We start from the raw sequence: 25,279 nt of genomic DNA on the forward strand, positions 1-25,279 counted from the left end.
ATCGCTCGCCGTCGACGCCTCCGTGCAGCGCCGACGGCCAATCAGCCTGAGGAGAATGTCATGCCTGCAGTGGACAGCCTGAACAGCCTGCGCACCCTCGCGGTGGGTGGCAAGACCTACCACTACTACAGCCTCCCGGAAGCGGCGAAGCAGCTGGGCGACCTGGAGAAGCTGCCGAAGTCGCTCAAGGTGCTGCTGGAAAACCTGCTGCGCTGGGAAGACAACCACACGGTCAACGCCGACGACCTGCGCGCCCTCGCCGGCTGGCTGCAGACCCGCAGCTCCGAGCGCGAGATCCAGTACCGCCCGGCGCGGGTGCTGATGCAGGACTTCACCGGCGTGCCGGCGGTGGTCGACCTGGCCGCCATGCGCGCCGCCGTGGCCAAGGCCGGCGGCGACCCACAGAAGATCAACCCGCTCTCCCCGGTCGACCTGGTCATCGACCACTCGGTGATGGTCGACCGCTACGCCAGCCCTGCCGCGTTCGGCGAGAACGTCGAGATCGAGATGCAGCGCAACGGCGAGCGCTACGCCTTCCTGCGCTGGGGGCAGAACGCCTTCGACAACTTCCGCGTGGTGCCGCCGGGCACCGGCATCTGCCACCAGGTCAACCTGGAATACCTCGGTCGCACCGTCTGGACCAAGGACGAAGACGGCAAGACCTACGCCTTCCCCGACACCCTGGTTGGCACCGATTCGCACACCACCATGATCAATGGCCTGGGCGTGCTCGGCTGGGGCGTCGGCGGCATCGAGGCGGAGGCGGCCATGCTTGGCCAGCCGGTGTCGATGCTGATTCCCGAGGTGATCGGCTTCAAGCTCACCGGCAAGTTGAAGGAAGGCATCACCGCCACCGACCTGGTGCTCACCGTCACCCAGATGCTGCGCAAGAAGGGCGTGGTAGGGAAATTCGTCGAGTTCTACGGCGACGGCCTCGCCGACCTGCCGCTGGCCGACCGCGCGACCATCGCCAACATGGCCCCGGAATACGGCGCCACCTGCGGCTTCTTCCCGGTGGACGAGATCACCCTGGGTTACCTGCGCCTGTCCGGCCGCCCGGAGCAGACCGTGCAACTGGTCGAGGCCTACTGCAAGGCCCAGGGGCTGTGGCGCGAGCCGGGCCAGGAGCCGCTGTTCACCGACGCCCTGCAGCTCGACCTGGGCGACGTCGAAGCCAGCCTCGCCGGGCCCAAGCGCCCGCAGGACCGCGTGTCGCTGGGCCAGGTGGCGCAAGCCTTCGACGACTTCACCGCACTGCAACCCAAGTCGGCAACCAGCCACGCCTCGGCCGTCGACTACCAGCACGACGGCAAGACCCATCGCCTGGAAGACGGCGCCGTGGTCATCGCCGCCATCACCTCCTGCACCAACACCTCCAACCCCAGCGTGATGATGGCCGCCGGCCTGCTGGCGAAGAAGGCGCTGGAGAAAGGCCTGCAGCGCAAGCCCTGGGTGAAGAGCTCGCTGGCGCCCGGTTCCAAGGTGGTCACCGACTACTTCAAGGCCGCCGGGCTGACGCAGTACCTCGATGAGCTGGGCTTCGACCTGGTCGGCTATGGCTGCACCACCTGCATCGGCAACTCCGGGCCGCTGCTCGACCCCATCGAGAAGGCCGTCCAGCAAGCCGACCTGACGGTGGCTTCGGTGCTCTCCGGCAACCGCAACTTCGAAGGCCGCGTGCACCCGCTGGTGAAGACCAACTGGCTGGCCTCCCCGCCCCTGGTGGTGGCCTACGCCCTGGCCGGCAGCGTGCGCCTGGACCTGGCGAAGGACCCGCTGGGCACCGGCAAGGACGGCAAGCCGGTTTACCTGAAGGACATCTGGCCGAGCCAGCAGGAGATCGCCGCGGCCATCCAGAAGGTCGACACCGCGATGTTCCACAAGGAGTACGCCGAGGTCTTCCAGGGCGACGAGAAATGGCGGGCGATCCAGGTGCCGCAGGCGAAGACCTACGTCTGGCAGGCCGACTCCACCTATATCCAGCATCCGCCGTTCTTCGAGCACATCGCCGAGGCGCCGCCGAAAGTCGCCGACATCGAGAAGGCCCGGGTACTGGCGGTGCTCGCCGACTCGGTGACCACCGACCACATCTCCCCCGCCGGCAATATCAAGAAAGACAGCCCGGCCGGGCGCTACCTGAGCGAGCACGGCGTGGCCTATGCCGACTTCAACTCCTACGGCTCGCGACGCGGCAACCATGAAGTGATGATGCGCGGCACCTTCGCCAACATCCGCATCAAGAACGAGATGCTCGGCGGCGAGGAAGGCGGCAACACGATCCACGTGCCCAGCGGCGACAAGCTGGCGATCTACGACGCCGCCATGCGCTACCAGCAGGACGGCACGCCCCTGGTGATCATCGCCGGCAAGGAATACGGCACCGGCTCCTCCCGCGACTGGGCGGCCAAGGGCACCAACCTGCTCGGGGTCAAGGCGGTGATCGCCGAGAGCTTCGAGCGCATCCACCGTTCCAACCTGGTGGGCATGGGCGTGCTGCCGCTGCAGTTCACCGGCGGCCAGGAGCGCAAGTCGCTGAACCTGACGGGCAAGGAGGTGCTGAACATCCGCGGCCTGAACGGAGAACTGAAGCCGCACATGACCCTCAAGGTGGAAGTCACCCGCGAGGACGGCAAGCAGGACAGCTTCGACGTACTGTGCCGCATCGACACCCTCAACGAGGTGGAGTACTTCAAGGCCGGCGGCATCCTTCACTACGTGCTGCGCAGCCTGATCTGAGGCCAAGCCGGAGCGCCCCGTGACCAAAAGGTCACGGGGCGCTGCCATACCACCAAATGTCAATTTGATTACAATCTGCTTCCACGCCATGATGCCAGCGCCAAAAGCGTGACCGCATTCAACTTTTCGTCGAAGCGGCCGATACCCCCTCTGAACCTGCCGCTTCCTGGACGTCCCCCACATGCGCAACAACCAGCCGGTCACCCAGCGTGAACGCACCTTCCCTGCCGAACAGCGCCTGATCTCCACCACGGACCACCGCGGGGTGATCACCTACGCCAACGACGCCTTCGTCGCCATCAGTGGCTTCGAGCGCGAAGAGCTGCTCGGCTCGCCGCACAACCTGGTACGCCACCCGGACGTGCCGCCGGCGGTGTTCGCGCACATGTGGGAGACCCTGAAGAAGGGCCGGCCGTGGATGGGCATCGTCAAGAACCGCTGCAAGAACGGCGACCACTACTGGGTCAACGCCTACGTCACGCCAGTCTTCGAGCGCAACGAGATCGTCGGCTACGAATCGGTGCGCGTGCGCCCCACCGCCGAGCAGGTGGAACGCGCCCAGGCGCTGTACCAGCGCATCGCCGCCGGCAAGTCGGCCGTGCCCTCGCGCGACCGCTGGCTACCGGTGCTGCTCGACTGGCTGCCGTTCATCCTCACCAGCCAGGTCGCCTTCCTCATCGGCACCTGGCTGGACTCGCACTGGGGCTTCCTCCTCGCCGCCCTGCTCGCCGTGCCGCTGGGCCTGGCCGGCCTGGGCTGGCAGCAGCGCGGCCTCAAGCGCCTGCTGCGCCTCGCCGAGCAGACCACCTCGGACCCGCTGATCGCGCAGATGTACACCGACAGCCGTGGCGCCCAGGCGCGCCTGGAAATGTCGATCCTCAGCCAGGAAGCGCGCCTGAAGACCTGCCTGACGCGCCTGCAGGACACCGCCGAACAGCTCACCCAGCAGGCCCGCCAGGCCGACAGCCTGGCGCACCACAGCTCGGCGGGCCTTGAGCGCCAGCGCGTGGAGACCGACCAGGTGGCCACCGCCGTCAACGAGATGGCCGCGACCACCCAGGAAGTGGCGAACAACGTGCAACGCACCGCCGACGCCACCCGCCAGGCCAACGAGCTGACCCGCCAGGGCCGCAGCATCGCCAGCGAAACCCGCGAAGCCATCGAGCGCTTGTCCGCTTCGGTGGGTGAAACCGGCCTGGCAGTCAGCCAGCTGGCCCAGGACAGCAACGAGATCGGCGGCGTAGTCGACGTGATCAAGGGCATCGCCGACCAGACCAACCTGCTGGCGCTCAACGCCGCCATCGAAGCGGCCCGCGCCGGCGAGATGGGCCGCGGCTTCGCCGTGGTGGCCGACGAGGTGCGTTCGCTGGCCCAGCGCACCGCCGAATCCACCGAGCAGATCCACGGCCTGATCGCCAAGTTGCAGCAGACTGCCGAAAACGCAGTCAGCGCAATGGAGACCGGCCGCCGCCAAGCCGACGAAGGTGTGGAGCGCGTGCTCCTGGCCGACCAGGCGCTGGTCGGCATCAGCGATTCGGTGGCCAACATCGCCGACATGGCCCACCAGATCGCTGCGGCAGCCGAGGAACAAAGCGCGGTGGCCGAGGAGATCAACCGCAACATCGCGACCATCGCCCAGCTGGCCGACCAGACTTCCGGCGAAGCCCAGCGCACCGCGCTGCTCAGCGAGGAGCTGACCGGCACGGCGCAGGAGCAGTACTCGCTGGTTGAGCGGTTCAACCGCTGAGTTCGTTCGCTCCCGTAGGAGCGGATCTCATCCGCGATTCTTTTCGCGGACAAGGGCTAGGCGCCCCCGTCGCTCCTACAGTCACATTTCGCGCCTCTCTTCTGCGTCTTCCCCGCGAACGCGGGGACCCAGAAAACCACGCGGGGGGGGCGCACGCCCGCTATTTGAAATCCCACAGCATCTGCGCCGGGATGCTCACCTCGCGCGATGACTCCACGCACACGTCCACGTACTCGGTGAAGCGCGGCGGCGGCGCTATGCCCTCGTCCAGCAGGCGCTGGTTGTCGAACAGGTAGTTGAGGTCGGCGAAGCCGCTGTACAGGCGCAGGGCGCGCAGCACCAGGCGGGGATTGGCCTTGCCGATGCGGGCTTCGAAGCTGCCGGCCAGTTCGCGCAGGTCGTCCGCGGAGACTTTGCGGTAGCGCTCGCCCACCGGTTCTTCGCCACGCGCCAGGGCGTAGGCGCGGTCGATCTCGCCGAAGGTGCAGGACGAGCCGTGGCCGGCGGAGATGTGGTACAGGCCGTGCGCCAGCGTTGGCTTCAGCGCCAGCGCCACCAGGGCTTCGGCGCAGTAGTCCACCGGGATCACGTCGATCTGCTCGTCCAGCGCGCAGGTGAAGCTCTCCAGGGCGAAGCCCATGCGGAACACCCAGAAGATGCTGCCCGAGGCCTGGCAACCCAGCTCGCGATGACCGACCACGATGGATGGGCGCGCCACCACCAGCGGCAGGTTCGGCAGCTCTTCACGCATGCGGCGTTCGATCTCGGCCTTGGACGCGGTGTAGTCCACCAGTTGCTCTTCGCTGTCGGGGAAATCCCAGGACTCGCGCACCGGCGATTCGCGCTGCGGGCCGCAGCACATGGCCGTGCCGACGTGGAGGAAGCGCTTGAGGTTGCGCGACTGGCTCATGGCGCGGGCAAAGGCGAAGGTGCCCTCGACGTTCACCGGCCAGATGGTCGGGTTCTTCGAGAAGGAGGCCACGGCGGCGCAGTTGATGACCTGCTCGACACGCATCAGGCGTGCGCGTTCAGTTTGCAGCCACCGCGTGTCGAGCAGGTCGCCGCAAAGGATCTGTGCAGCCTTCAACGCTTCCAGCGCGGTCTCGCTCACGGCATGCAGGCGCAGGTTGTCGCGCAGCCGCTCCAGGCCCTGCTCGGGGGAGTCGGCGCGGACCAGGAACAGCAGCGCGTCGGCCTGGCCGCCCTGGATCAGGCAGGCAGCGACGGCGCCGCCGAGGAAGCCGGTGGCGCCGGTCAGCAGCAGGCTGTGCTCGGCGGCGAAACGGCGGGATGGGGTGGCAATGCGATCAGCGTTGGGGGTCATGGCAGCCTTCGGCCTGTCCTGTGAATGCGGGGCGCCGGCTCCGGGGAGCCAGCGGCGCGAGGATAGGGAGGCATGCCTTAACGGGCGCTTACGGCTGCGCCGGGGCGATCTGCAGCTCGTCGAGGAAAGCGCTCACCACCTCGGCGGTGCTCTCCAGGTGTTGCTCGTGGGTCAGCCCGGAAGCCTTCAGCGGCTTGAGGTCGTGGTCGGCAGCAGTCAGCCAATGCACCTGGATTGCCGGCGACAGCACGTACTCGACGACATGAGCGCGGTCCCCCAGGGCATCGCGCTCGCCCTGCACTATCAGGGTCGGCGTCGCCAGTTCCGCCAGGTGCGCGACCCGCGGCTTGTCGTCCTTGCCGGCGGCGTAGAACGGATAGCCCAGGCAGACCAGCGCATCGGCGCCCAGCTCATCGGCCAGCAGGCTGGCCATGCGCCCGCCCATGGACTTGCCGCCAATGGCCAGGGGGCCTGCGACCTCGGCCCGCACCTGCGCGTATACCTCTCGCCAGCACTCCAGCAACTGCTTCTGCGGATTCGGCGGGCGCTTGCGGTCATCGGCGCGGCGCGCGGCCATGTAGGGGAACTCGAAACGGGCTACGGCGACGCCGCGCGCGCTCAGCTTTTCGGCGATGGCGTCCATGAACGGACTGTCCATCGGCGCACCGGCGCCATGGGCCAGAACGAGGGTTGCCGACAGCGCACCCACCGGCCGGTTCCATAGCAGCGACAAAGCGCCACATCCCGGCGTTTGCGCCGCCTCCGGCGGCCATTGACCGGAGTCAATATTCGTATTTCGGGCTTTATCCATTCTCTGCTCCGCTAGTCGCGTCATAACTACCTGTCCCTGGGGGAGGGGCGGCGTTCGCCGTGAAGAACCCGCCGGGATGGGCCTAGCCCGTAAAACCGTGGATGGAAGCCCATAACATGAGTACAACCAATCAGACCGCTTATAACTATAAGGTGGTCCGCCAGTTCGCCGTCATGACGGTGGTCTGGGGCATCGTCGGCATGCTAGTCGGTGTCGTCATCGCTGCCCAGCTGGTGTGGCCCGAGCTCAACCTCGGCCTGCCGTGGACCAGCTTCGGTCGCCTGCGCCCGCTGCACACCAACGCGGTGATCTTCGCCTTCGGCGGCTGCGCCCTGTTCGCCACCAGCTACTACTCGGTGCAGCGGACCTGCCAGACCCGCCTGTTCTCCGACACCCTCGCCCAGTTCACCTTCTGGGGCTGGCAGCTGGTGATCCTGCTGGCCGCCATCAGCCTGCCGCTGGGCTACACCTCCTCCAAGGAGTACGCCGAGCTGGAATGGCCGATCGACATCCTCATCACCATCGTCTGGGTGGCGTACGGAGTGGTGTTCTTCGGCACCCTGCTCAAGCGCAAGACCTCGCACATCTATGTCGGCAACTGGTTCTTCGGCGCCTTCATCGTCACGGTCGCGCTGCTGCACCTGGTGAACAACCTGGAGATCCCGGTGGGCTTCATGAAGTCCTACTCGCTGTACTCCGGCGCCACCGACGCGATGATCCAGTGGTGGTACGGGCACAACGCCGTGGGCTTCTTCCTGACCGCCGGCTTCCTCGGGATGATGTACTACTTCGTGCCCAAGCAGGCCGAGCGCCCGGTCTATTCCTATCGCCTGTCCATCGTCCACTTCTGGGCGCTGATCGCCGTGTACATCTGGGCCGGTCCGCACCACCTGCACTACACCGCCCTGCCGGACTGGGCGCAGTCCCTGGGCATGGTGATGTCGCTGGTGCTGCTGGCTCCGAGCTGGGGCGGCATGATCAACGGCATGATGACCCTCTCCGGTGCCTGGCATAAGCTGCGCAGCGACCCCATCCTGCGCTTCCTGGTGGTCTCGCTGGCCTTCTACGGCATGTCCACCTTCGAAGGTCCGATGATGGCCATCAAGACCGTCAACGCCCTCTCCCACTACACCGACTGGACCATCGGCCACGTTCACGCCGGCGCCCTGGGCTGGGTCGCCATGGTGTCCATCGGCTCGCTGTACCACCTGATCCCGAAAGTCTTCGGGCGCAAGGAAATGCACAGCGTCGGCCTGATCAACGCGCACTTCTGGCTCGCCACCATCGGCACCGTGCTGTACATCGCCTCGATGTGGGTCAACGGCATCACCCAGGGCCTGATGTGGCGCGCGGTGAACGCCGACGGCACCCTCACCTACTCCTTCGTCGAAGCCCTGGCGGCCAGCCATCCCGGCTTCGTGGTGCGCATGATCGGTGGCGCCGTGTTCCTCAGCGGCATGCTGATCATGGCCTACAACACCTTCCGCACCGTGGCCGCCTCGCGTGCCGAAGAAGCTGAAGCCGCCGCGCTGATTCCCGCCGTAGGAGCCCACTGATGAAACACGAAGTAGTCGAGAAGAACGTCGGCCTGCTGGCCCTGTTCATGGCGGTGGCGGTGAGCATCGGCGGCCTGACCCAGATCGTTCCGCTGTTCTTCCAGGACGTCACCAACACCCCGGTCGAGGGCATGAAGCCACGTACCGCGCTGCAACTCGAAGGCCGCGACATCTACATCCGCGAGGGCTGCGTCGGTTGCCACTCGCAGATGATCCGTCCGTTCCGCGCCGAGACCGAGCGCTACGGCCACTACTCCGTGGCCGGCGAGAGCGTCTGGGACCACCCGTTCCTGTGGGGCTCCAAGCGTACCGGTCCGGACCTCGCCCGCGTCGGCGCCCGCTACTCGGACGACTGGCACCGCGCGCACCTCTACAACCCGCGCAACGTAGTGCCCGAGTCGAAGATGCCGGCCTACCCGTGGCTCGTGGAGAACAAGCTCGACGGCAAGGACATCGAGGCCAAGCTGCAGGCCATGCGCACCCTCGGCGTGCCCTACACGGATGAGGACATCAAGGGCGCTCGCGAGAGCGTGCAGGGCAAGACCGAGATGGACGCCCTGGTCGCCTACCTGCAGAGCCTCGGCACTGTGATCAAGAACAAACGGTGATGGCCATGGATATCGGGACTATTCGCGGGCTCGGCACCGTCGTGGTGATGGTCGCCTTCGTCGGCGTCCTGCTCTGGGCCTACAGCGGCAAGCGCAAGGCGCGCTTCGACGCAGACGCCCTGCTGCCCTTCGCCGACGAACCGAACAGCCTGAGCCGCGCCGAGCACGAACTCGCTTCTGGGAGCAACAACCAATGACTACCTTCTGGAGTCTGTACATCACCGTCCTGACCGTCGGCTCGCTGGTCGCGCTGCTGTGGCTGATCTTCGCCACCCGCAACGGCGAGACCAAGGGCGCCACCGATCAGACCATGGGCCACTCCTTCGACGGCATCGAGGAGTACGACAACCCACTGCCGAAATGGTGGTTCCTGCTGTTCATCGGCACCATCGTCTTCGCTGCCGGCTACCTGGCCCTCTACCCTGGCCTGGGCAACTGGAAGGGCCTGCTGCCGGGCTACGACGGTTGGACCCAGGTCAAGCAGCTGGAGCACGAACAGGCCGCGGCCGACGCCAAGTACGCGCCGATCTTCGCCAAGTATTCGGCGATGAGCGTCGAACAGGTGGCCATGGACCCGGACGCGCTGAAGACTGGCGAGCGCCTGTTCGCCACCTACTGCTCGATCTGCCACGGCTCCGACGCCAAGGGCGCCATGGGCTTCCCCAACCTGACCGACAAGGACTGGCGCTGGGGCGGCGAAGCCAACACCATCGAGGCCACCATCCTCGGCGGCCGTCAGGCAGCCATGCCGGCATGGGGTTCGGTGCTGGGCGACCAGGGTGTGCACGACGTGGCCGCCTTCGTCACCACCAAGCTGGACGGCCGCAAGCTGCCTGAAGGCGTGACCGACGAGCAGGTCGCCAACGGTCAGAAGATCTTCAGCACCACCTGCGCCGCCTGCCACGGTGCCGAAGGCCAGGGCACCGCGCTGATGGGCGCGCCCAACCTGACCCACCCGGCGGCGTTCATCTACGGCTCGAGCTTCGCCCAGCTGCAGCAGACCATCCGTTATGGTCGCCAGGGTCAGATGCCGGCTCAGGAAGAGCACCTGGGCAAGGATAAAGTGCATATCCTCGCCGCTTACATCTACAGCATTTCCCGTTCGGAAAACGCCAACTAACTCCCCTCCGCTCGCGCCCGTCCGGGCGCGAGCAAGTTTCCTTCTCTATTCGCGACCAAGTGTCGCACCCGTGTCGGACATTTCCTTCACACACTTTCCGTTCACGACTAAGCTCAGTCGAATCCGCCAAGCGGCGACAACACTAACGCGGCTACCTTTTTATCAGGCATCGGAACCTCGCTCCGGAACTGCGCAAAAGGGCAAAAGGTATGGCCGAAAGTGCTCCAATACCAGTGCGCAAGCGGCTCCGGGCCCAGGTCCGGCGCGTTGCATTGGCTATTGGCTTTCTCCATACTTGCCGCCGTTTTTTGTCCCTAAAAACTCAAAAAAACCGTGGAACCTTAGAATGAGCACAGCAATAAGTCCGACTGCTTATAACTATAAGGTTGTCCGCCAGTTCGCCATCATGACGGTGGTCTGGGGGATACTAGGAATGGGGATGGGTGTTTTCATCGCATCCCAGCTGGTATGGCCTGAACTCAACTTGGGCCTACCGTGGACCAGTTTCGGACGCTTGCGCCCGCTGCACACCAACCTGGTGATCTTCGCCTTCGGCGGCTGTGCTCTGTTCTCCACCTCTTATTACGTCGTCCAGCGCACCTGTCAGACCCGTCTGATCTCCGACACGCTCGCCGCCTTCACCTTCTGGGGCTGGCAAGCGGTGATCGTGGCGGCCGGTATCACCCTGCCGCTGGGCCTCACCTCCTCCAAGGAATACGCCGAACTGGAATGGCCGATCGACATCCTGATCGCCATCGTCTGGGTCACCTACGCCGTGGTGTTCTTCGGCACCATCGTCAAGCGCAAGACCAAGCACATCTATGTCGGCAACTGGTTCTACGGTGCCTTCATCCTGGTGACGGCGATGCTGCACATCGTCAACAACCTGGAAATCCCGGTGGGCTGGTTCAAGTCCTACTCCATCTACGCCGGCGCCACCGACGCCATGGTGCAGTGGTGGTACGGGCACAACGCCGTAGGCTTCTTCCTGACCACCGGCTTCCTCGGCATGATGTACTACTTCGTGCCCAAGCAGGCCGAGCGTCCGGTCTACTCCTATCGCCTGTCCATCGTGCACTTCTGGGCGCTGATCACCCTGTACATCTGGGCCGGTCCGCACCACCTGCACTACACCGCCCTGCCCGACTGGGCGCAGTCCCTGGGCATGGTGATGTCGCTGATCCTCCTGGCTCCGTCCTGGGGCGGCATGATCAACGGCATGATGACCCTCTCCGGCGCCTGGCATAAGCTGCGCACCGACCCGATCCTGCGCTTCCTGGTGGTGTCCCTGGCCTTCTACGGCATGTCCACCTTCGAAGGCCCGATGATGGCCATCAAGACCGTCAACTCGCTGTCCCACTACACCGACTGGACCATCGGCCACGTACACGCCGGCGCCCTCGGCTGGGTAGCGATGATCTCCATCGGCGCGCTGTACCACATGATTCCGAAGGTCTTCGGTCGCCAGCAGATGCACAGCATCGGCCTGATCAACGCGCACTTCTGGCTCGCCACCATCGGTACCGTGCTGTACATCGCCTCCATGTGGGTAAACGGCATCACCCAGGGCCTGATGTGGCGCGCGGTGAACGCCGACGGCACCCTCACCTACTCCTTCGTCGAGGCCCTGCAGGCCAGCCACCCGGGCTTCATGGTCCGTGCGCTGGGCGGCTTCTTCTTCGCCTTCGGCATGCTGCTGATGGCCTACAACACCTTCCGTACCGTGCGTGGGTATGTGCCGGCTGAAGCCGATGCCGCAGCCCAGATTCCTGCTGTAGGAGCTCATTGATGAAGCAGCACGAAGCAGTCGAGAAGAACATCGGCCTGCTGGCCTTCTTCATGGTCATCGCCGTCAGCATCGGCGGCCTGACCCAGATCGTCCCGCTGTTCTTCCAGGACGTCACCAACAAGCCGGTCGAGGGCATGAAGCCACGCACTGCGCTGCAGCTCGAAGGCCGTGACATCTACATCCGCGAGGGCTGCGTCGGCTGCCACTCGCAGATGATCCGTCCGTTCCGTGCCGAAACCGAGCGCTATGGCCACTACTCCGTGGCTGGCGAGAGCGTCTGGGACCACCCGTTCCTGTGGGGCTCCAAGCGTACCGGCCCGGACCTGGCTCGCGTCGGCGGCCGCTACTCGGACGACTGGCACCGCGCGCACCTCTACAACCCGCGCAACGTAGTGCCGGAATCGAAGATGCCGGCCTACCCGTGGCTGGTGGAGAACAAGCTCGACGGCAAGAACACCGCCACCAAGATGGAAGCCATGCGCACCCTCGGCGTGCCCTACACCGACGAAGACATCGCCGGTGCTCGCGACGCCGTCAAGGGCAAGACCGAGATGGATGCCCTGGTGGCCTACCTGCAAAGCCTGGGCACCATCATCAAAAGCAAACGGTGAGTGCAATGGATATCGGAACGATTCGCGGGCTCGGCACCGTCGTGGTGATGGTCGCCTTCGTCGGCGTCCTGCTCTGGGCCTACAGCGGCAAGCGCAAGGCGCGCTTCGACAACGACGCCCTGCTGCCCTTCGCGGACGATCCGGCAGCCATGAAGCACGTAGAGCAAGAACAAGCTTCTAGGAGCAACAAAGAATGACAACCTTCTGGAGTCTGTACGTCACCGTACTCACCCTGGGCACCATCTTCGCCCTGGCGTGGCTGCTTTTCGCCACCCGCCGCGGCCAACGCAGCGAAGCCACCGACGAGAAGGTCGGCCACTCCTTCGACGGCATCGAGGAGTACGACAACCCGCTGCCGAAGTGGTGGTTCATGCTGTTCGTCGCCACCTTCATCTTCGCCCTCGGCTACCTGGCCCTGTACCCGGGCCTGGGCAACTGGAAAGGCCTGCTGCCGGGCTACCAGGAAGTCACCGACGGCAAGCCCTTCGCCAACGGTCAGCCGGGCTGGACCGGCGTGCACCAGTGGGAGAAGGAGATGGCCAAGGCCGACGAGAAGTACGGCCCGATCTTCGCCAAGTACGCCGCCATGCCCATCGAGGACGTGGCCAAGGATCCGCTGGCGCTGAAGATGGGCGGTCGCCTGTTCGCCTCCAACTGCTCGGTCTGCCACGGCTCCGACGCCAAGGGCGCCTACGGCTTCCCCAACCTGACCGACGCCGATTGGCGCTGGGGCGGTGCCACCGCCGACATCGAGACCACCATCAAGGGTGGCCGCCACGCCGCCATGCCGGCCTGGGGTGAAGTGCTTGGCGACCAGGGCGTGCACGACGTCGCCGCCTTCGTCACCACCAAGCTGGACGGCCGCAAGCTGCCCGAAGGCGTGACCGACGAGCAGGTCGCCAACGGCCAGAAGATCTTCAGCACCACCTGCGTGGCCTGCCACGGCCCGGAAGGCAAAGGTACCGCCGCCATGGGCGCGCCGAATCTGACCCACCCGGCGGCGTTCATCTACGGCTCGAGCTTCGCCCAGCTGCAGCAGACCATCCGTTACGGCCGCCAGGGCCAGATGCCGGCCCAACTGGAGCGCCTGGGCGCCGACCAGGTCCACCTGCTGGCCGCCTACGTCTACAGCCTGTCCCACGGCGAAGGCGAGAAGAGCGCCGAATAAGCGCCTCTCCCCTCCCCTGCAACACCCAGCGGCGCCGGTCTTTCCGGCGCCGCTCTATTTCAGGGTCAGAAAAGTCCTAAGATAATTCATACGCGACCAACAGTCGCACCGTTGCATGGAAGCCCAGGTCGTATCATGGACAAGCGTGCAACCAACTATCGACCCTTTCGGCAAGCACTGACGGGGCGCCCCTCCCACTGCCGTGGTACGCACTGATGAGCAAACAGATTCCCGTGCACGACGTCACGCCGTCCAGCAAGAAAGGCAGCGAGAGCGTCGACCTCTATGCCTCCCGGGAGAAGGTCTACACCCGGGCCTTCACCGGTTTCTTCCGCAACCTGCGCCGCGTGGGCGGTGCCTTCCTGTTCCTCCTCTATTTCGGCACCGTCTGGCTGACCTGGAACGGTCGCCAAGCCGTGTGGTGGGACCTGCCCGAGCGCAAGTTCTACATCTTCGGCGCCACCTTCTGGCCGCAGGACTTCATGCTGCTGTCGTGGTTGCTGATCGTCTGCGCGTTCGGCCTGTTCTTCATCACCGTGTTCGCCGGGCGGGTGTGGTGCGGCTACACCTGCCCACAGAGCGTCTGGACCTGGATCTTCATGTGGTGCGAGCAGATCACCGAAGGCGATCGCAACCAGCGCATGAAGCTGGACAAGGCCCCCATGAGCGGCAACAAGCTGGTTCGCAAGGTCGCCAAGCACAGCCTCTGGCTGCTGATCGGCCTGGTCACCGGCCTGACCTTCGTCGGCTACTTCGCCCCTATCCGCGACCTGCTCAGCGACCTGGTCACCGGCCAGGCCGACGGCTGGGCCTACTTCTGGGTCGGTTTCTTCACCCTGGCCACCTACGGCAACGCCGGCTGGCTGCGCGAGAACGTGTGCATCTACATGTGCCCGTACGCCCGCTTCCAGAGCGTGATGTTCGACAAGGACACCCTGATCGTCTCCTACGACCCGCGCCGCGGCGAGTCGCGTGGCCCGCGCAAGAAAGGCGTCGACTACAAGGCCCAGGGCCTGGGTGACTGCATCGATTGCACCATGTGCGTTCAGGTCTGCCCGACCGGCATCGACATCCGCGACGGCCTGCAGATCGAGTGCATCGGCTGCGCCGCCTGCGTCGACGCCTGCGACGCGATCATGGACAAGATGGGTTACCCGCGCGGGCTGGTGAGCTACACCACCGAGCACAACCTGTCCGGCCAGAAGACCCACCTGATGCGGCCACGCCTGATCGGCTACGCCATCGCCCTCTGCGTGATGATCGGCCTGCTGGCCACCGCCGTGATCATCCGCCCGCTGGTGGGCTTCGACGTCAGCAAGGACCGCGTGCTCTATCGCGAGAATGCCGAGGGCCGGATCGAGAACGTCTACAGCCTGAAGATCATGAACAAGGACCAGCGCGACCACACCTACGTGCTCGGTGCCAAGGGCCTGGACGGCCTGAAGCTGGAAGGGCGCAAGGAGGTCCAGGTGGCCGCTGGCGACATTCTCGCCCTGCCGATGGAAGTCTCGATCGACCCGGACAAGCTGCCCTCCAGCACCAACCCGATCACATTCACCATCCAGTCGGTCGACGACGCGTCGATCCACAAGGAAGCCGATAGCCGCTTCATCGGCCCGACCGTTCGCTGAACCCCGGCTGAACCGCTGCGCATCTCGCTTACCGGGCGAGGTGCCAGCGGCTCCGGGAGCACGTAGAATCCGCCGCCACCGCCTCGCGGAACCCAGAAGAGAGAAACCGTCCATGCAGTCGGCACCTGTCGCCCCCTGGTACAAGCACCTCTGGCCCTGGATCATCATCGGCATGCTGGCCACCTCGGTGTTCCTCAGCCTGATGATGGTGCGCATCGCCGTCGAGAATCAGGACTCCCTGGTCAACGACAACTATTACGAGGCGGGCAAGGGCATCAACCGCTCGCTGGACCGCGAACACCTGGCGCAGGAGCTGCAGATGCAGGCGCGGGTGCACTTCGACAAGCTCACCGGCGAGGTCGAGGTCGTCCTGCAGGGCAAGAGCACGCCGGCGCAGCTCACCCTCAACCTGATCTCCCCCACCCTGGAGTCCCAGGACCGCCACGTCACCCTCCTGCCGGCGCTGCAGCCGGGCCGCTATACCGGCCGCCTGGACTCGCTGGTCGAGGGCCGCCGCTTCGTCGAGCTGCTCGGCGAGCAGGACGGCCACGCCTGGCGCCTGTTCGAGGAAGAGAAGATCGTGCCGGACGGCCAGATCCTTCTCGGCGACGAGCCCCTCAAGGGGGACGAAGTCCAGCGCCCATGAGCGCCCCGCTGCCCTGCTACCACTGCGGCCTGCCGGTTCCCCCTGGCGGTCGCTTCAAGGCTCCGGTCCTCGGCGAGGAGCGCGCCTTCTGCTGCCCCGGCTGCCAGGCGGTGGCCGAGGCGATAGTCGCCGGCGGCCTGGAAGGCTACTACCGGCACCGCACCGAGAACGCCACCAACCCCGAGGCGCTGCCCGCGCAATTGGGCGACGAACTGGCCCTGCTCGACCGCCCCGATGTCCAGCAGCCCTTCGTCCAGCACCAGGGCGATCTGGCGGAAACCACCCTGCTCCTCGAAGGCATCAGCTGCGCCGCCTGCGGCTGGCTGATCGAAAAGCACCTGCGCCAGCTGCCCGCGGTGGCCGAGGCCGGGCTCAATCTTTCCAACCATCGCCTGCACGTGCGCTGGGCCGACAGCCAGCTACCGCTGTCCACGCTGCTCGCCGAACTGCGCAAGATCGGCTACGTCGCCCACCCCTACCGACCGGACCAGGCCGCCGAACAGCTCGCCGAGGAAAACCGCCGCTCGCTGCGCCAGCTCGGCGTCGCCGGCCTGCTGTGGTTCCAGGCGATGATGGCGACCATGGCGACCTGGCCGGAATTCAACATCGACCTCAGCGCGGACATGCACGAAATCCTGCGCTGGGTGGCGATGTTCCTCACCACGCCGATCGTCTTCTACTCCTGCCAGCCGTTCTTCCGCGGCGCCATGCGCGACCTGCGCACGCGCCACCTGACCATGGACGTCTCGGTGTCGCTCGCCATTGGCGGCGCCTACGCCGCCGGCATCTGGACCGCGATCACCGGCAAGGGCGACCTTTACTTCGACGCCGTCGGCATGTTCGCCTTGTTCCTCCTCGCCGGCCGCTATCTCGAACGCCGTGCCCGCGAGCGCACGGCGGCGGCTACCGCGCAACTGGTGAACCTGCTGCCGGCCTCCTGCCTGCGTCTGGATGAGACCGGCGCCAGCACGCGCATCCTGCTCAGCGAATTGCGCGTCGGCGACCAGGTGCTGGTGCCGCCCGGCGCGGTGCTGCCGGCCGACGGCCTGATCCTCGCCGGGCAATCGAGCGTCGACGAATCCCTGCTCACCGGCGAATACCTGCCGCAGCCGCGCCGCCCCGGCGACAGCGTCACCGGCGGCACGCTCAATGTCGAAGGTCCGCTGACCCTGCAGGTGCAGGCGCTCGGCAACGACAGCCGACTGTCCGCCATCGTCCGCCTGCTGGAGCGCGCCCAGGCCGACAAGCCGCGCCTGGCACAGATGGCCGACCGCGCCGCGCAGTGGTTCCTGCTGGTGCTGCTGGCGTTGGCTGTGCTGGTCGGTCTGTTCTGGTGGCAGCACGATGCCTCGCGCGCCTTCTGGGTGGTGCTGGCGATGCTGGTGGCGACCTGCCCCTGCGCCCTCTCCCTGGCCACGCCGACGGCGCTCACCGCAGCCACCGGCAGCCTACACAAACTCGGCCTGCTGCTCACCCGCGGCCACGTGCTGGAAGGCCTCAAGCGCATCGACACGGTGATCTTCGACAAGACCGGCACCCTGACCGAAGGCCGCCTTACCCTGCGCGCCATCCACCCGTTGGGCGCGCTGGGCGGAGAGCACTGCCTGGCCCTGGCTGCAGCGCTGGAAAGCCATTCCGAGCACCCCATCGCCCGCGCCTTCGGCCGCGCGCCGCAACCGGCGGAGAAGGTCGACAGCCATCCCGGCCTGGGCCTCGAAGGCGTGGTCGAAGGGCGCCGCCTGCGCATTGGCCAAGCCGCCTTCGTCAGCGCCCTGAGCGGCCAGCCGTCACCGGCGATGCCGCAGGATCACGGTCAGTGGCTGCTGCTCGGCGACGAAAGCGGCCCGTTGGCCTGGCTGGTCCTCGACGACCGCCTGCGCGACGACGCCCCGGCCCTGCTCGACGCCTGCCGTGCCCAGGGCTGGCGCACCCTGCTGCTGTCCGGCGACAGCTCGCCGATGGTCGCCAGCGTGGCGGCCGAGCTGGGCATCGACGAGGTCCACGGCGGCCTGCACCCGGACGACAAGCTGGCAATCCTCCAGCGCCTGCATCGCGAGGGCCGCCACGTGCTGATGCTCGGCGACGGGGTCAACGACGTACCGGTGCTCGCCGCCGCCGACATCAGCGTGGCCATGGGCAGCGCCACGGACCTGGCCAAGACCAGCGCCGACGCCGTGCTGCTGTCCAACCGCCTGGACAGCCTGGTGCAGGCCTTCGCCCTGGCCCGCCGCACCCGTCGAGTGATCGTCGAGAACCTGCTCTGGGCGGGGCTGTACAATGGCCTGATGCTGCCTTTCGCAGCCCTGGGCTGGATCACCCCTGCCTGGGCCGCGATCGGCATGTCGGTCAGCTCGCTGACCGTGGTCCTCAACGCCCTGCGCCTGACCCGCGTGCGCGCGCTGCCAGCCGCCACGGCGACCGAACCGGCGCCGCTCGCCCCGGCCAGCGCCCACTGAGGGCCCCGCAGGCCCCTTCGACGGAGACGATATGCCCGCGCTCTATGTGATGATCCCGGTCGCCCTGCTGATCGTCGGCCTCGCCGTGCTGATCTTCTTCTGGGCGGTGAACAGCGGCCAGTACGACGACATGGACGGCCCGGCGCACAGCATCCTGTTCGACGACGAAGACCCCAAGCACCAGGCCGGCATCGACGAGGCGGAAGGCACGAAGCCCGACGAGGAGCACAAGGACGAGCGCGATGCCTGAGCTGGCGCCGCAACTGGTTTCCGCGCTGGTCCTCGGCCTGCTGGGCGGCGGCCACTGCCTGGGCATGTGCGGCGGCCTGATGGGCGCCCTGACCCTGGCCATCCCCCCCGAACAACGAGGCCGCCGGCTGCGCCTGCTGCTGGCCTACAACCTCGGCCGCATCCTCAGCTACGCCTGCGCCGGGCTGCTGCTCGGCCTGGCCGGCTGGGCCATCGCGAAGACTCCGTTCGCTGCGGCCCTGCGCGTTATCGCCGGGCTGCTGCTGATCAGCATGGGCCTCTACCTGGCCGGCTGGTGGAGCGGCCTGACGCGCATCGAGGCGCTCGGCCGCGGCTTGTGGAAGCACATCCAGCCGTTCGCCAGCCGCCTGCTGCCGGTATCCAGCGTGCCGCAGGCGCTGCTGCTCGGCGCGCTCTGGGGCTGGCTGCCGTGCGGCCTGGTCTACAGCACCCTGCTGTGGACCAGCAGCCAGGGCTCGGCGGCCGATAGCGCGCTGCTGATGCTGGCCTTCGGCCTGGGCACCTGGCCGGTGCTGCTGGCCACGGGGCTGGCCGCCGAACGGGTCACCGCGCTGCTGCGCAAGCGCAGCGTACGCATGGCCGGTGGGCTGCTGGTGATCCTCTTCGGCCTCTGGACCCTGCCCGGTCCGCACCAGGCCTGGCTGATGGGACATGCCATGGGCTGAACGCAACCCCCAGCGGCATTTGATGCAAGTCAAGAGGACATTGCCCGACTCTCCCTAGACTGCTCGAAAAAGCTCGCCTGAAACGGGGTTTGCGGCATGCTCGACAATATTCGCTGGGACGCTGATCTGATCCGTCGATACGATCTATCCGGCCCACGCTACACCTCCTATCCCACCGCCGTGCAGTTCCACGAAGGCGTCGGACCCTTCGACATGCTGCATGCGCTGCGGGATAGCCAGAAAGCCCGGCGACCGCTGTCGCTCTACGTACACATCCCGTTCTGCGCGAACATCTGCTACTACTGCGCCTGCAACAAGGTCATCACCAAGGACCGTGGGCGCAGCGCGCCCTACCTCGCGCGGCTGATACACGAAGCCGAGATGATCGGCCGCCACCTCGGCCGCGAGCAGCGCGTCGAGCAACTGCACTTCGGCGGCGGCACCCCGACCTTCCTCAGCCCCGGCCAGTTGCGCGAGCTGATGAGCCAGCTGCGCACCCACCTGCACCTGCTGGACGACGACTCCGGCGACTACGGCATCGAGATCGACCCGCGCGAGGCCGACTGGTCGACCATGGGCCTGCTTCGCGAGCTGGGCTTCAACCGCGTCAGCCTCGGCGTGCAGGACTTCGACCTGGAAGTGCAGCGGGCGGTGAACCGCCTGCAGAGCTTCGACGAGACGCGGGCGATCATGGACGCCGCGCGCACCCTGCAATATCGCTCGGTGAACATCGACCTGATCTACGGCCTGCCCAAGCAGACGCCGGAACGCTTCGCACAGACCGTCGAGCAGGTCATCGGCCTGCAGCCCGACCGCCTCTCGGTGTTCAACTACGCGCACCTGCCGGAGCGCTTCATGCCGCAGCGGCGCATCGACGTCGCCGACCTGCCCAGCCCCGGGCAGAAGCTGGAGATGCTGCAACGCACCATCGAGCAACTCAGCGCGGCCGGCTACCGCTACATCGGCATGGACCACTTCGCCCTGCCCGACGACGAGTTGGCCATGGCCCAGGAAGACGGCACCCTGCAGCGCAACTTCCAGGGCTACACCACCCACGGCCACTGCGACCTGATCGGCCTGGGCGTCTCGGCGATCAGCCAGATCGGCAACCTCTACGCGCAAAACAGCAGCGAAATCGCCGACTACATGAGCAGCCTGGACAACGGCCAGCTGGCCACCCGTCGCGGCCTCTTCTGCACCCCGGACGATCGCATCCGCCGCGCGGTGATCCAGCAACTGATCTGCCACTTCAGACTGGACTTCGCCGCCGTCGAGCGGGAATTCAACATCGAATTCCGCGGCTACTTCGCCAGCGTTTGGCCCGAGCTCAAGCGCTTCGCCGCAGACGGGTTGATCCTGCTCGACCGGGACGGCATCGACGTCACGGCAGCTGGCCGCCTGCTCGTGCGCAGCCTGTGCATGCTCTTCGACCGCTACCTGCCGGAGCAGAACCTGCAACGCTTTTCGCGGGTGATCTGAGGGGCGACCGGGCGGCTGCCCGCCCGGCGCGATGAAGAGAAATCCTAATAACTAGTCGAGAACTCGCATACTCGCTGGATGCGCAAGCCCCGGGTGCGTTAACCTTGCGTTTCATGTGCCTTCCACCCAAGGATCCCCCATGGCCGAAACCATCAAGGTGCGCGCCCTCCCGCAGGCGCACTGCAAGGACTGCAGCCTGGCCCCGCTCTGTCTGCCCCTGTCGCTGAACAACGACGACATGGACGCCCTCGACGAGATCGTCAAGCGCGGTCGTCCGCTGAAGAAAGGCGAGCTGCTGTTCCGCCAGGGCGATGCCTTCGGCTCGGTCTTCGCCGTGCGCTCCGGCGCGCTGAAGACCTTCAGCCTGACCGACAACGGCGAAGAGCAGATCACCGGCTTCCACCTGCCCAGCGAGCTGGTGGGCCTGTCCGGCATGGACACCGAGGCCTATCCGGTCTCGGCCCAGGCACTGGAAACCACCTCGGTGTGCGAGATTCCCTTCGAGCGTCTCGACGAGCTCGCCGAGCAGCTGCCGCAGCTGCGTCGCCAGCTGATGCGGGTGATGAGCCGCGAAATCCGCGACGACCAGCAGATGATGCTGCTGCTGTCGAAAAAGACCGCCGACGAGCGCATCGCCACCTTCCTGGTGAACCTCGCGGCGCGTTTCCGCGCCCGTGGCTTCTCCGCCCAGCAGTTCCGCCTGGCGATGTCGCGCAACGAGATCGGAAACTACCTGGGCCTGGCGGTGGAAACCGTGTCGCGGGTGTTTACCCGCTTCCAGCAGAGCGGCCTGATCGCCGCCGAAGGCAAGGAAGTGCAGATCCTCGACTCCATCGAGTTGTGCGCCCTGGCCGGCGGCCAGATGGACAACTGAGGCCCGAGACTCTCCGGTCATCGCACAAAGCGGGCTCGCCATCTGGCGGGCCCGTTATACTTTCGGACTTCGCAATCAGCAGTAACCAGGTAGCCTGACAGCATGATCCTCAACCAGCTTGACCTGAAATCCGTGATCCGCGCGGTCCCCGACTTCCCCAAGCCGGGCGTGATGTTCCGTGACATCACCCCGCTGTTCCAGTCGCCGCGCGCCCTGCGTTTCGTCGCCGACAGCTTCATCCAGCGCTACGTGGAAGCGGATTTCAGCCATATCGGCGCCATGGACGCTCGCGGCTTCCTGATCGGCTCGATCATCGCCTACGAACTGAACAAGCCGCTGGTGCTGTTCCGCAAGCAAGGCAAACTGCCGGCCGACGTACTCGCCCAGGGCTACCAGACCGAGTACGGCGAAGCGCTGCTGGAGGTCCACGCCGACAGCCTCTGCGAAGGCGACAGCGTGCTGATCTTCGATGACCTGATCGCCACAGGCGGCACCCTGCTGGCAGCCGCACAACTGGTACGCCGCATGGGCGCCAAGGTCTTCGAGGCCGCGTCCATCATCGACCTGCCGGAGCTCGGCGGCTCGGCCAAGCTGGCCGACGCCGGCATCCCTACCTACAGCCTCACCGCCTTCGCCCTCGACGAGCAGTGATGCCCGCGCGGAGCCGTTCGGCTCCGCGCCTCAAGCCTGCCGCTCCTCCTCGTAGGAGCGAGCTTGCTCGCGAACCTCGCGACGCAGTACTCCGTTGCAGGAGCGGCGCCAGGGCGCACGCCCTTCCATCCACTCCCCTATCCAAGGTCGGGATCACGCCTGCTTGGCCGGATCCGACCTGGGCATGACCGCTTATGACCTGGGCATTGTCGGACAATCCTTCCAACAATGACATCAGCCAATGGCACATTCAGCGTGCCAGGTCGTTTCGCCCGGTGGCCACGCGTCTTGCCTGCAACTCAGGCGCATCCACTCCGCCGCGGCTCTGCCGAACAACAACAATGGAGTCAGCCATGAACGCCCAAACTCAAGCGCTGCGCGCGAACTTCCCGGTCCGTCGAATGGACTTCAGCTTCAGCGAGACACCGAAATACTGGTGGGACGGCCAGCCCTTCATGTCGCACTTCATGAACAACCTCTCCTCGCTGTTCCCCTACGGCGAGAAGTTCTTCGTCGATAGCGTGCGCGCCGTGCGCGAGCAGATCCGCGACCCGCAGCTGCAGAAGGACGTCAGCGCCTTCATCGGCCAGGAGGCCATGCACTCCAAGGAGCACGCGGCCTACAACGAATATGCCGAGGAGCACGGCATCGACCTGGAGCGGCTGGAGCTGCGCATCAAGCACCTGCTCGGCGCGATCAGCAAGGTCACCACCAAGAAGCACGACCTGGCGATCACCTGCGCCCTAGAGCACTTCACCGCGACCATGGCCGAGCGCCTGCTGCGCCGCGAGGACCTGAGCACGCAGATGAAGTCGCCGAAGATGTACAAGCTGTGGATGTGGCACGCCATCGAGGAGAACGAGCACAAGGCGGTGGCCTACGACGTCTACCAGCAGGTCTACGGCGGCTACTTCACCCGTACCGCGGTGATGCTGCTGACCACCGTGATCTTCCTCGGCGTCATCGGCGGCTTCCAGATCCACCTGCTGCGCAAGGATGGCCAGCTGTTCAACTGGGGCAGCTGGAAGCACGGCCTGGTGACCCTGTTCGGCCTGCGCAACGGTTACTTCACCCAGCTCGTGCGCCCCTGGCTGGACTATTTCCGCCCGGGTTTCCACCCCCTCGACCACGACACCCGCGCCCTGGAAAAACACTGGAAGGAGCAACTCGACTTCGCCGGCTGAGCCCCGCGGCAATCCGCCCCACCCCCCGCAAAAGCCAGGCGCCGCCTGGCTTTTGCCGTTCCGGCATGGCACTGCGACATCCAGTCACTACACTGGGATGGGAAATTTGTAGCCTGATGTAAGCATTGCCTGAAGGCTCTTTCCTACGAATGTCAGACGGAACCCCTCGATGCCGGTCGAAGACAAGCCGTTCTGGAAGATTCCCCTGGCCCGCGAGATCGCCGTGATCCTGGTGATCAAGCTGGCCCTGCTGCTGGCCATCAAGGCCATCTGGTTCGATCACCCCACCGTCCCCGCCGACGGTGACCGGCAGGTCAGCGCGCACCTGCTGGGCAACTCCGCTTCACTCCCCACCCCCTCCAAGGAGACTCCGTGATGATCTCGGAAGCCGTAGTCGATCTGTCACGCCTGCAGTTCGCCATGACGGCGATGTACCACTTCCTGTTCGTCCCGCTGACGCTCGGAATGGCGTTCCTGCTGGCGATCATGGAGTCGGTCTATGTGATGACCGGCAAGCAGGTCTACAAGGACATGACCCAGTTCTGGGGCAAGCTGTTCGGCATCAACTTCGCCCTGGGCGTCACCACCGGGCTGACCATGGAGTTCCAGTTCGGCACCAACTGGGCCTACTACTCCCACTACGTCGGCGACATCTTCGGCGCGCCGCTGGCCATCGAGGGCCTGATGGCCTTCTTCCTCGAATCCACCTTCATCGGCCTGTTCTTCTTCGGCTGGGAACGCCTGTCGAAGGTCCAGCACCTGGCCGTGACCTGGCTGGTGGCGCTGGGCTCGAACCTCTCGGCGTTGTGGATCCTGATCGCCAACGGCTGGATGCAGAACCCGGTGGGCGCGGAGTTCAACTACCAGACCATGCGCATGGAGCTGGTCGACTTCGGCGCCCTGCTGTTCAACCCGGTGGCCCAGGTCAAGTTCGTGCACACCGTGGCCGCCGGCTACGTCACCGGGGCGATCTTCGTCCTCGCCATCTCCAGCTGGTACCTGCTGAAGAAGCGCGACCAGGGCTTCGCCCGCCGTTCCTTCGCCATAGCCTCGGCCTTCGGCATGGCCTCGGTCCTCTCAGTGATCATCCTCGGCGACGAATCCGGCTACGAGATCGGTGACGTGCAGAAGACCAAGCTCGCCGCCATCGAGGCCGAGTGGAATACCGAGCCGGCACCGGCCGGTTTCACCCTGTTCGGCATCCCCGACCAGGAGCAGATGCGCACTCACTACGCGATCAAGATTCCCTTCGCCCTCGGCATCATCGCCACCCGCTCGCTCGACAAGGAAGTGACCGGCATCAAGGACCTGCTGGTGCAGCACGAGGCACGTATCCGCAATGGCATGAAGGCCTATGCGTTGCTCGAACAGCTGCGCGGCGGCGACAAGTCGCCAGCGACCCTCGCCGCCTTCGACCAGGTCAAGCTCGACCTCGGCTACGGCCTGCTGCTGAAGAAGTACACCGAAAAGGTCACCGACGCGACGGAAGAACAGATCCGCCTGGCCACCCTCGACACCATCCCCGACGTACTCACCCTGTTCTTCAGCTTCCGCATCATGGTCGCCTGCGGCTTCCTCATGCTCGCCCTGTTCGCCTGCGCCTTCTGGGCCTCGGCGCGCAAGAACGAGGAACGCAAGCCCTGGCTGCTGAAGTGGGCGCTGCTGAGCCTGCCGCTGCCCTGGATCGCCGCGCAGACCGGCTGGTACGTCGCCGAGCATGGCCGCCAGCCCTGGTCCATCGGCGAGGTGCTGCCGGTGCACCTGTCCGCTTCCAGCCTGAGCACCCACGACCTCTGGGGCTCGATCACCGCGCTGGTGCTCTTCTACAGCCTGCTGCTGGTGGTGGAGATGTACCTGATGATCAAGTTCGCGCGCCTCGGTCCGTCGAGCCTGCACACCGGCCGCTACCACTTCGAACAGGACGCCGGCGCCCATCGCCCGGCCACCGCCTGA

The 25,279-nt window shown here is 66.0% G+C and carries 23 protein-coding genes; 21 read left to right on the plus strand and 2 right to left on the minus strand.

What is annotated here, in order from left to right; all coding sequences use genetic code 11:
- The first annotated feature begins 60 nt into the window (after window positions 1-60).
- Window positions 61-2,736 carry an aconitate hydratase AcnA gene (gene acnA, locus ACA097_RS02125; RefSeq protein WP_371368204.1) on the plus strand — a complete coding sequence of 892 codons (2,676 nt, stop codon included), beginning with the start codon at window positions 61-63 and terminating at the stop codon, window positions 2,734-2,736.
- Window positions 2,737-2,917: 181 nt separating this feature from the next.
- Window positions 2,918-4,483 (plus strand): PAS domain-containing methyl-accepting chemotaxis protein, encoded by a 1,566-nt coding sequence (locus ACA097_RS02130; RefSeq protein WP_371368206.1) that lies wholly within the window; start codon window positions 2,918-2,920, stop codon window positions 4,481-4,483.
- 160 nt (window positions 4,484-4,643) lie between these two features.
- Here the strand turns inward: ACA097_RS02130 and cprA are convergent, their stop codons facing one another.
- Entirely contained in the window at window positions 4,644-5,807 is a 1,164-nt protein-coding gene (cprA, locus tag ACA097_RS02135; protein ID WP_371368208.1) for a cationic peptide resistance protein CprA, read from the minus strand.
- Between the two features lie 88 nt (window positions 5,808-5,895).
- Complete coding sequence (locus ACA097_RS02140) at window positions 5,896-6,618, minus strand: alpha/beta family hydrolase (RefSeq protein WP_339325540.1); 723 nt, start codon at window positions 6,616-6,618, stop codon at window positions 5,896-5,898.
- 116 nt (window positions 6,619-6,734) lie between these two features.
- Between ACA097_RS02140 and ccoN (ACA097_RS02145) the strand changes: the two genes are divergently transcribed.
- The 19 genes from ccoN (ACA097_RS02145) (at window position 6,735) to ACA097_RS02235 (ending at window position 25,279) form a co-directional block, all read left to right on the plus strand.
- A complete protein-coding gene (gene ccoN / locus ACA097_RS02145; protein ID WP_160286671.1) occupies window positions 6,735-8,174 on the plus strand; it encodes a cytochrome-c oxidase, cbb3-type subunit I in 1,440 nt (479 codons plus the stop codon).
- Entirely contained in the window at window positions 8,174-8,782 is a 609-nt protein-coding gene (ccoO, locus tag ACA097_RS02150) for a cytochrome-c oxidase, cbb3-type subunit II (RefSeq protein WP_043251535.1), read from the plus strand. The genes ccoN (ACA097_RS02145) and ccoO (ACA097_RS02150) overlap by 1 nt, the downstream gene beginning before the upstream one ends.
- A gap of 5 nt (window positions 8,783-8,787) precedes the next feature.
- Window positions 8,788-8,979 carry a CcoQ/FixQ family Cbb3-type cytochrome c oxidase assembly chaperone gene (locus ACA097_RS02155; RefSeq protein WP_043257147.1) on the plus strand — a complete coding sequence of 64 codons (192 nt, stop codon included), beginning with the start codon at window positions 8,788-8,790 and terminating at the stop codon, window positions 8,977-8,979.
- Window positions 8,976-9,902: a cytochrome-c oxidase, cbb3-type subunit III gene (ccoP, locus tag ACA097_RS02160; RefSeq protein WP_043251533.1), complete on the plus strand. Its 927-nt coding sequence runs from the start codon at window positions 8,976-8,978 to the stop codon at window positions 9,900-9,902. Before ACA097_RS02155 ends, ccoP (ACA097_RS02160) begins: the two co-directional genes overlap by 4 nt.
- 346 nt (window positions 9,903-10,248) lie before the next feature.
- Window positions 10,249-11,691, plus strand: a complete 1,443-nt coding sequence (gene ccoN, locus ACA097_RS02165) for a cytochrome-c oxidase, cbb3-type subunit I (protein WP_043251531.1) — start codon at window positions 10,249-10,251, stop codon at window positions 11,689-11,691.
- Window positions 11,691-12,302 (plus strand): cytochrome-c oxidase, cbb3-type subunit II, encoded by a 612-nt coding sequence (gene ccoO, locus ACA097_RS02170; protein WP_160286669.1) that lies wholly within the window; start codon window positions 11,691-11,693, stop codon window positions 12,300-12,302. The genes ccoN (ACA097_RS02165) and ccoO (ACA097_RS02170) overlap by 1 nt, the downstream gene beginning before the upstream one ends.
- A 5-nt stretch (window positions 12,303-12,307) precedes the next feature.
- Window positions 12,308-12,499 (plus strand): CcoQ/FixQ family Cbb3-type cytochrome c oxidase assembly chaperone, encoded by a 192-nt coding sequence (locus tag ACA097_RS02175; protein WP_043251527.1) that lies wholly within the window; start codon window positions 12,308-12,310, stop codon window positions 12,497-12,499.
- Entirely contained in the window at window positions 12,496-13,470 is a 975-nt protein-coding gene (ccoP, locus tag ACA097_RS02180; RefSeq protein WP_371368213.1) for a cytochrome-c oxidase, cbb3-type subunit III, read from the plus strand. Before ACA097_RS02175 ends, ccoP (ACA097_RS02180) begins: the two co-directional genes overlap by 4 nt.
- Before the next feature lie 215 nt (window positions 13,471-13,685).
- A complete protein-coding gene (gene ccoG / locus ACA097_RS02185; RefSeq protein ID WP_371368215.1) occupies window positions 13,686-15,101 on the plus strand; it encodes a cytochrome c oxidase accessory protein CcoG in 1,416 nt (471 codons plus the stop codon).
- A 112-nt stretch (window positions 15,102-15,213) separates the two neighbouring features.
- Window positions 15,214-15,747, plus strand: coding sequence for a FixH family protein (locus ACA097_RS02190; protein ID WP_160286667.1), 534 nt, complete (start codon window positions 15,214-15,216; stop codon window positions 15,745-15,747).
- Window positions 15,744-18,203 (plus strand): heavy metal translocating P-type ATPase, encoded by a 2,460-nt coding sequence (locus tag ACA097_RS02195; RefSeq protein ID WP_371368218.1) that lies wholly within the window; start codon window positions 15,744-15,746, stop codon window positions 18,201-18,203. The genes ACA097_RS02190 and ACA097_RS02195 overlap by 4 nt, the downstream gene beginning before the upstream one ends.
- A 31-nt stretch (window positions 18,204-18,234) precedes the next feature.
- Window positions 18,235-18,453 (plus strand): cbb3-type cytochrome oxidase assembly protein CcoS, encoded by a 219-nt coding sequence (gene ccoS / locus ACA097_RS02200; RefSeq protein ID WP_160286665.1) that lies wholly within the window; start codon window positions 18,235-18,237, stop codon window positions 18,451-18,453.
- Entirely contained in the window at window positions 18,446-19,138 is a 693-nt protein-coding gene (locus ACA097_RS02205; RefSeq protein WP_160286664.1) for a sulfite exporter TauE/SafE family protein, read from the plus strand. Before ccoS ends, ACA097_RS02205 begins: the two co-directional genes overlap by 8 nt.
- Before the next feature lie 96 nt (window positions 19,139-19,234).
- Window positions 19,235-20,617, plus strand: a complete 1,383-nt coding sequence (gene hemN, locus ACA097_RS02210; RefSeq protein WP_160286663.1) for an oxygen-independent coproporphyrinogen III oxidase — start codon at window positions 19,235-19,237, stop codon at window positions 20,615-20,617.
- A gap of 139 nt (window positions 20,618-20,756) precedes the next feature.
- Complete coding sequence (gene fnr / locus ACA097_RS02215) at window positions 20,757-21,491, plus strand: fumarate/nitrate reduction transcriptional regulator Fnr (protein ID WP_043251507.1); 735 nt, start codon at window positions 20,757-20,759, stop codon at window positions 21,489-21,491.
- Between the two features lie 102 nt (window positions 21,492-21,593).
- Window positions 21,594-22,142, plus strand: coding sequence for an adenine phosphoribosyltransferase (locus ACA097_RS02220; RefSeq protein ID WP_043251505.1), 549 nt, complete (start codon window positions 21,594-21,596; stop codon window positions 22,140-22,142).
- 353 nt (window positions 22,143-22,495) lie between these two features.
- Window positions 22,496-23,326 carry a metal-dependent hydrolase gene (locus ACA097_RS02225; protein ID WP_043251504.1) on the plus strand — a complete coding sequence of 277 codons (831 nt, stop codon included), beginning with the start codon at window positions 22,496-22,498 and terminating at the stop codon, window positions 23,324-23,326.
- A 169-nt stretch (window positions 23,327-23,495) separates the two neighbouring features.
- Window positions 23,496-23,702, plus strand: a complete 207-nt coding sequence (gene cydP, locus ACA097_RS02230; RefSeq protein WP_160286661.1) for a cytochrome oxidase putative small subunit CydP — start codon at window positions 23,496-23,498, stop codon at window positions 23,700-23,702.
- Window positions 23,702-25,279, plus strand: a complete 1,578-nt coding sequence (locus ACA097_RS02235) for a cytochrome ubiquinol oxidase subunit I (RefSeq protein WP_043251500.1) — start codon at window positions 23,702-23,704, stop codon at window positions 25,277-25,279. Before cydP ends, ACA097_RS02235 begins: the two co-directional genes overlap by 1 nt.

Source organism: Pseudomonas sp. QL9 (assembly GCF_041409665.1).
Taxonomy (GTDB): domain Bacteria; phylum Pseudomonadota; class Gammaproteobacteria; order Pseudomonadales; family Pseudomonadaceae; genus Pseudomonas; species Pseudomonas knackmussii.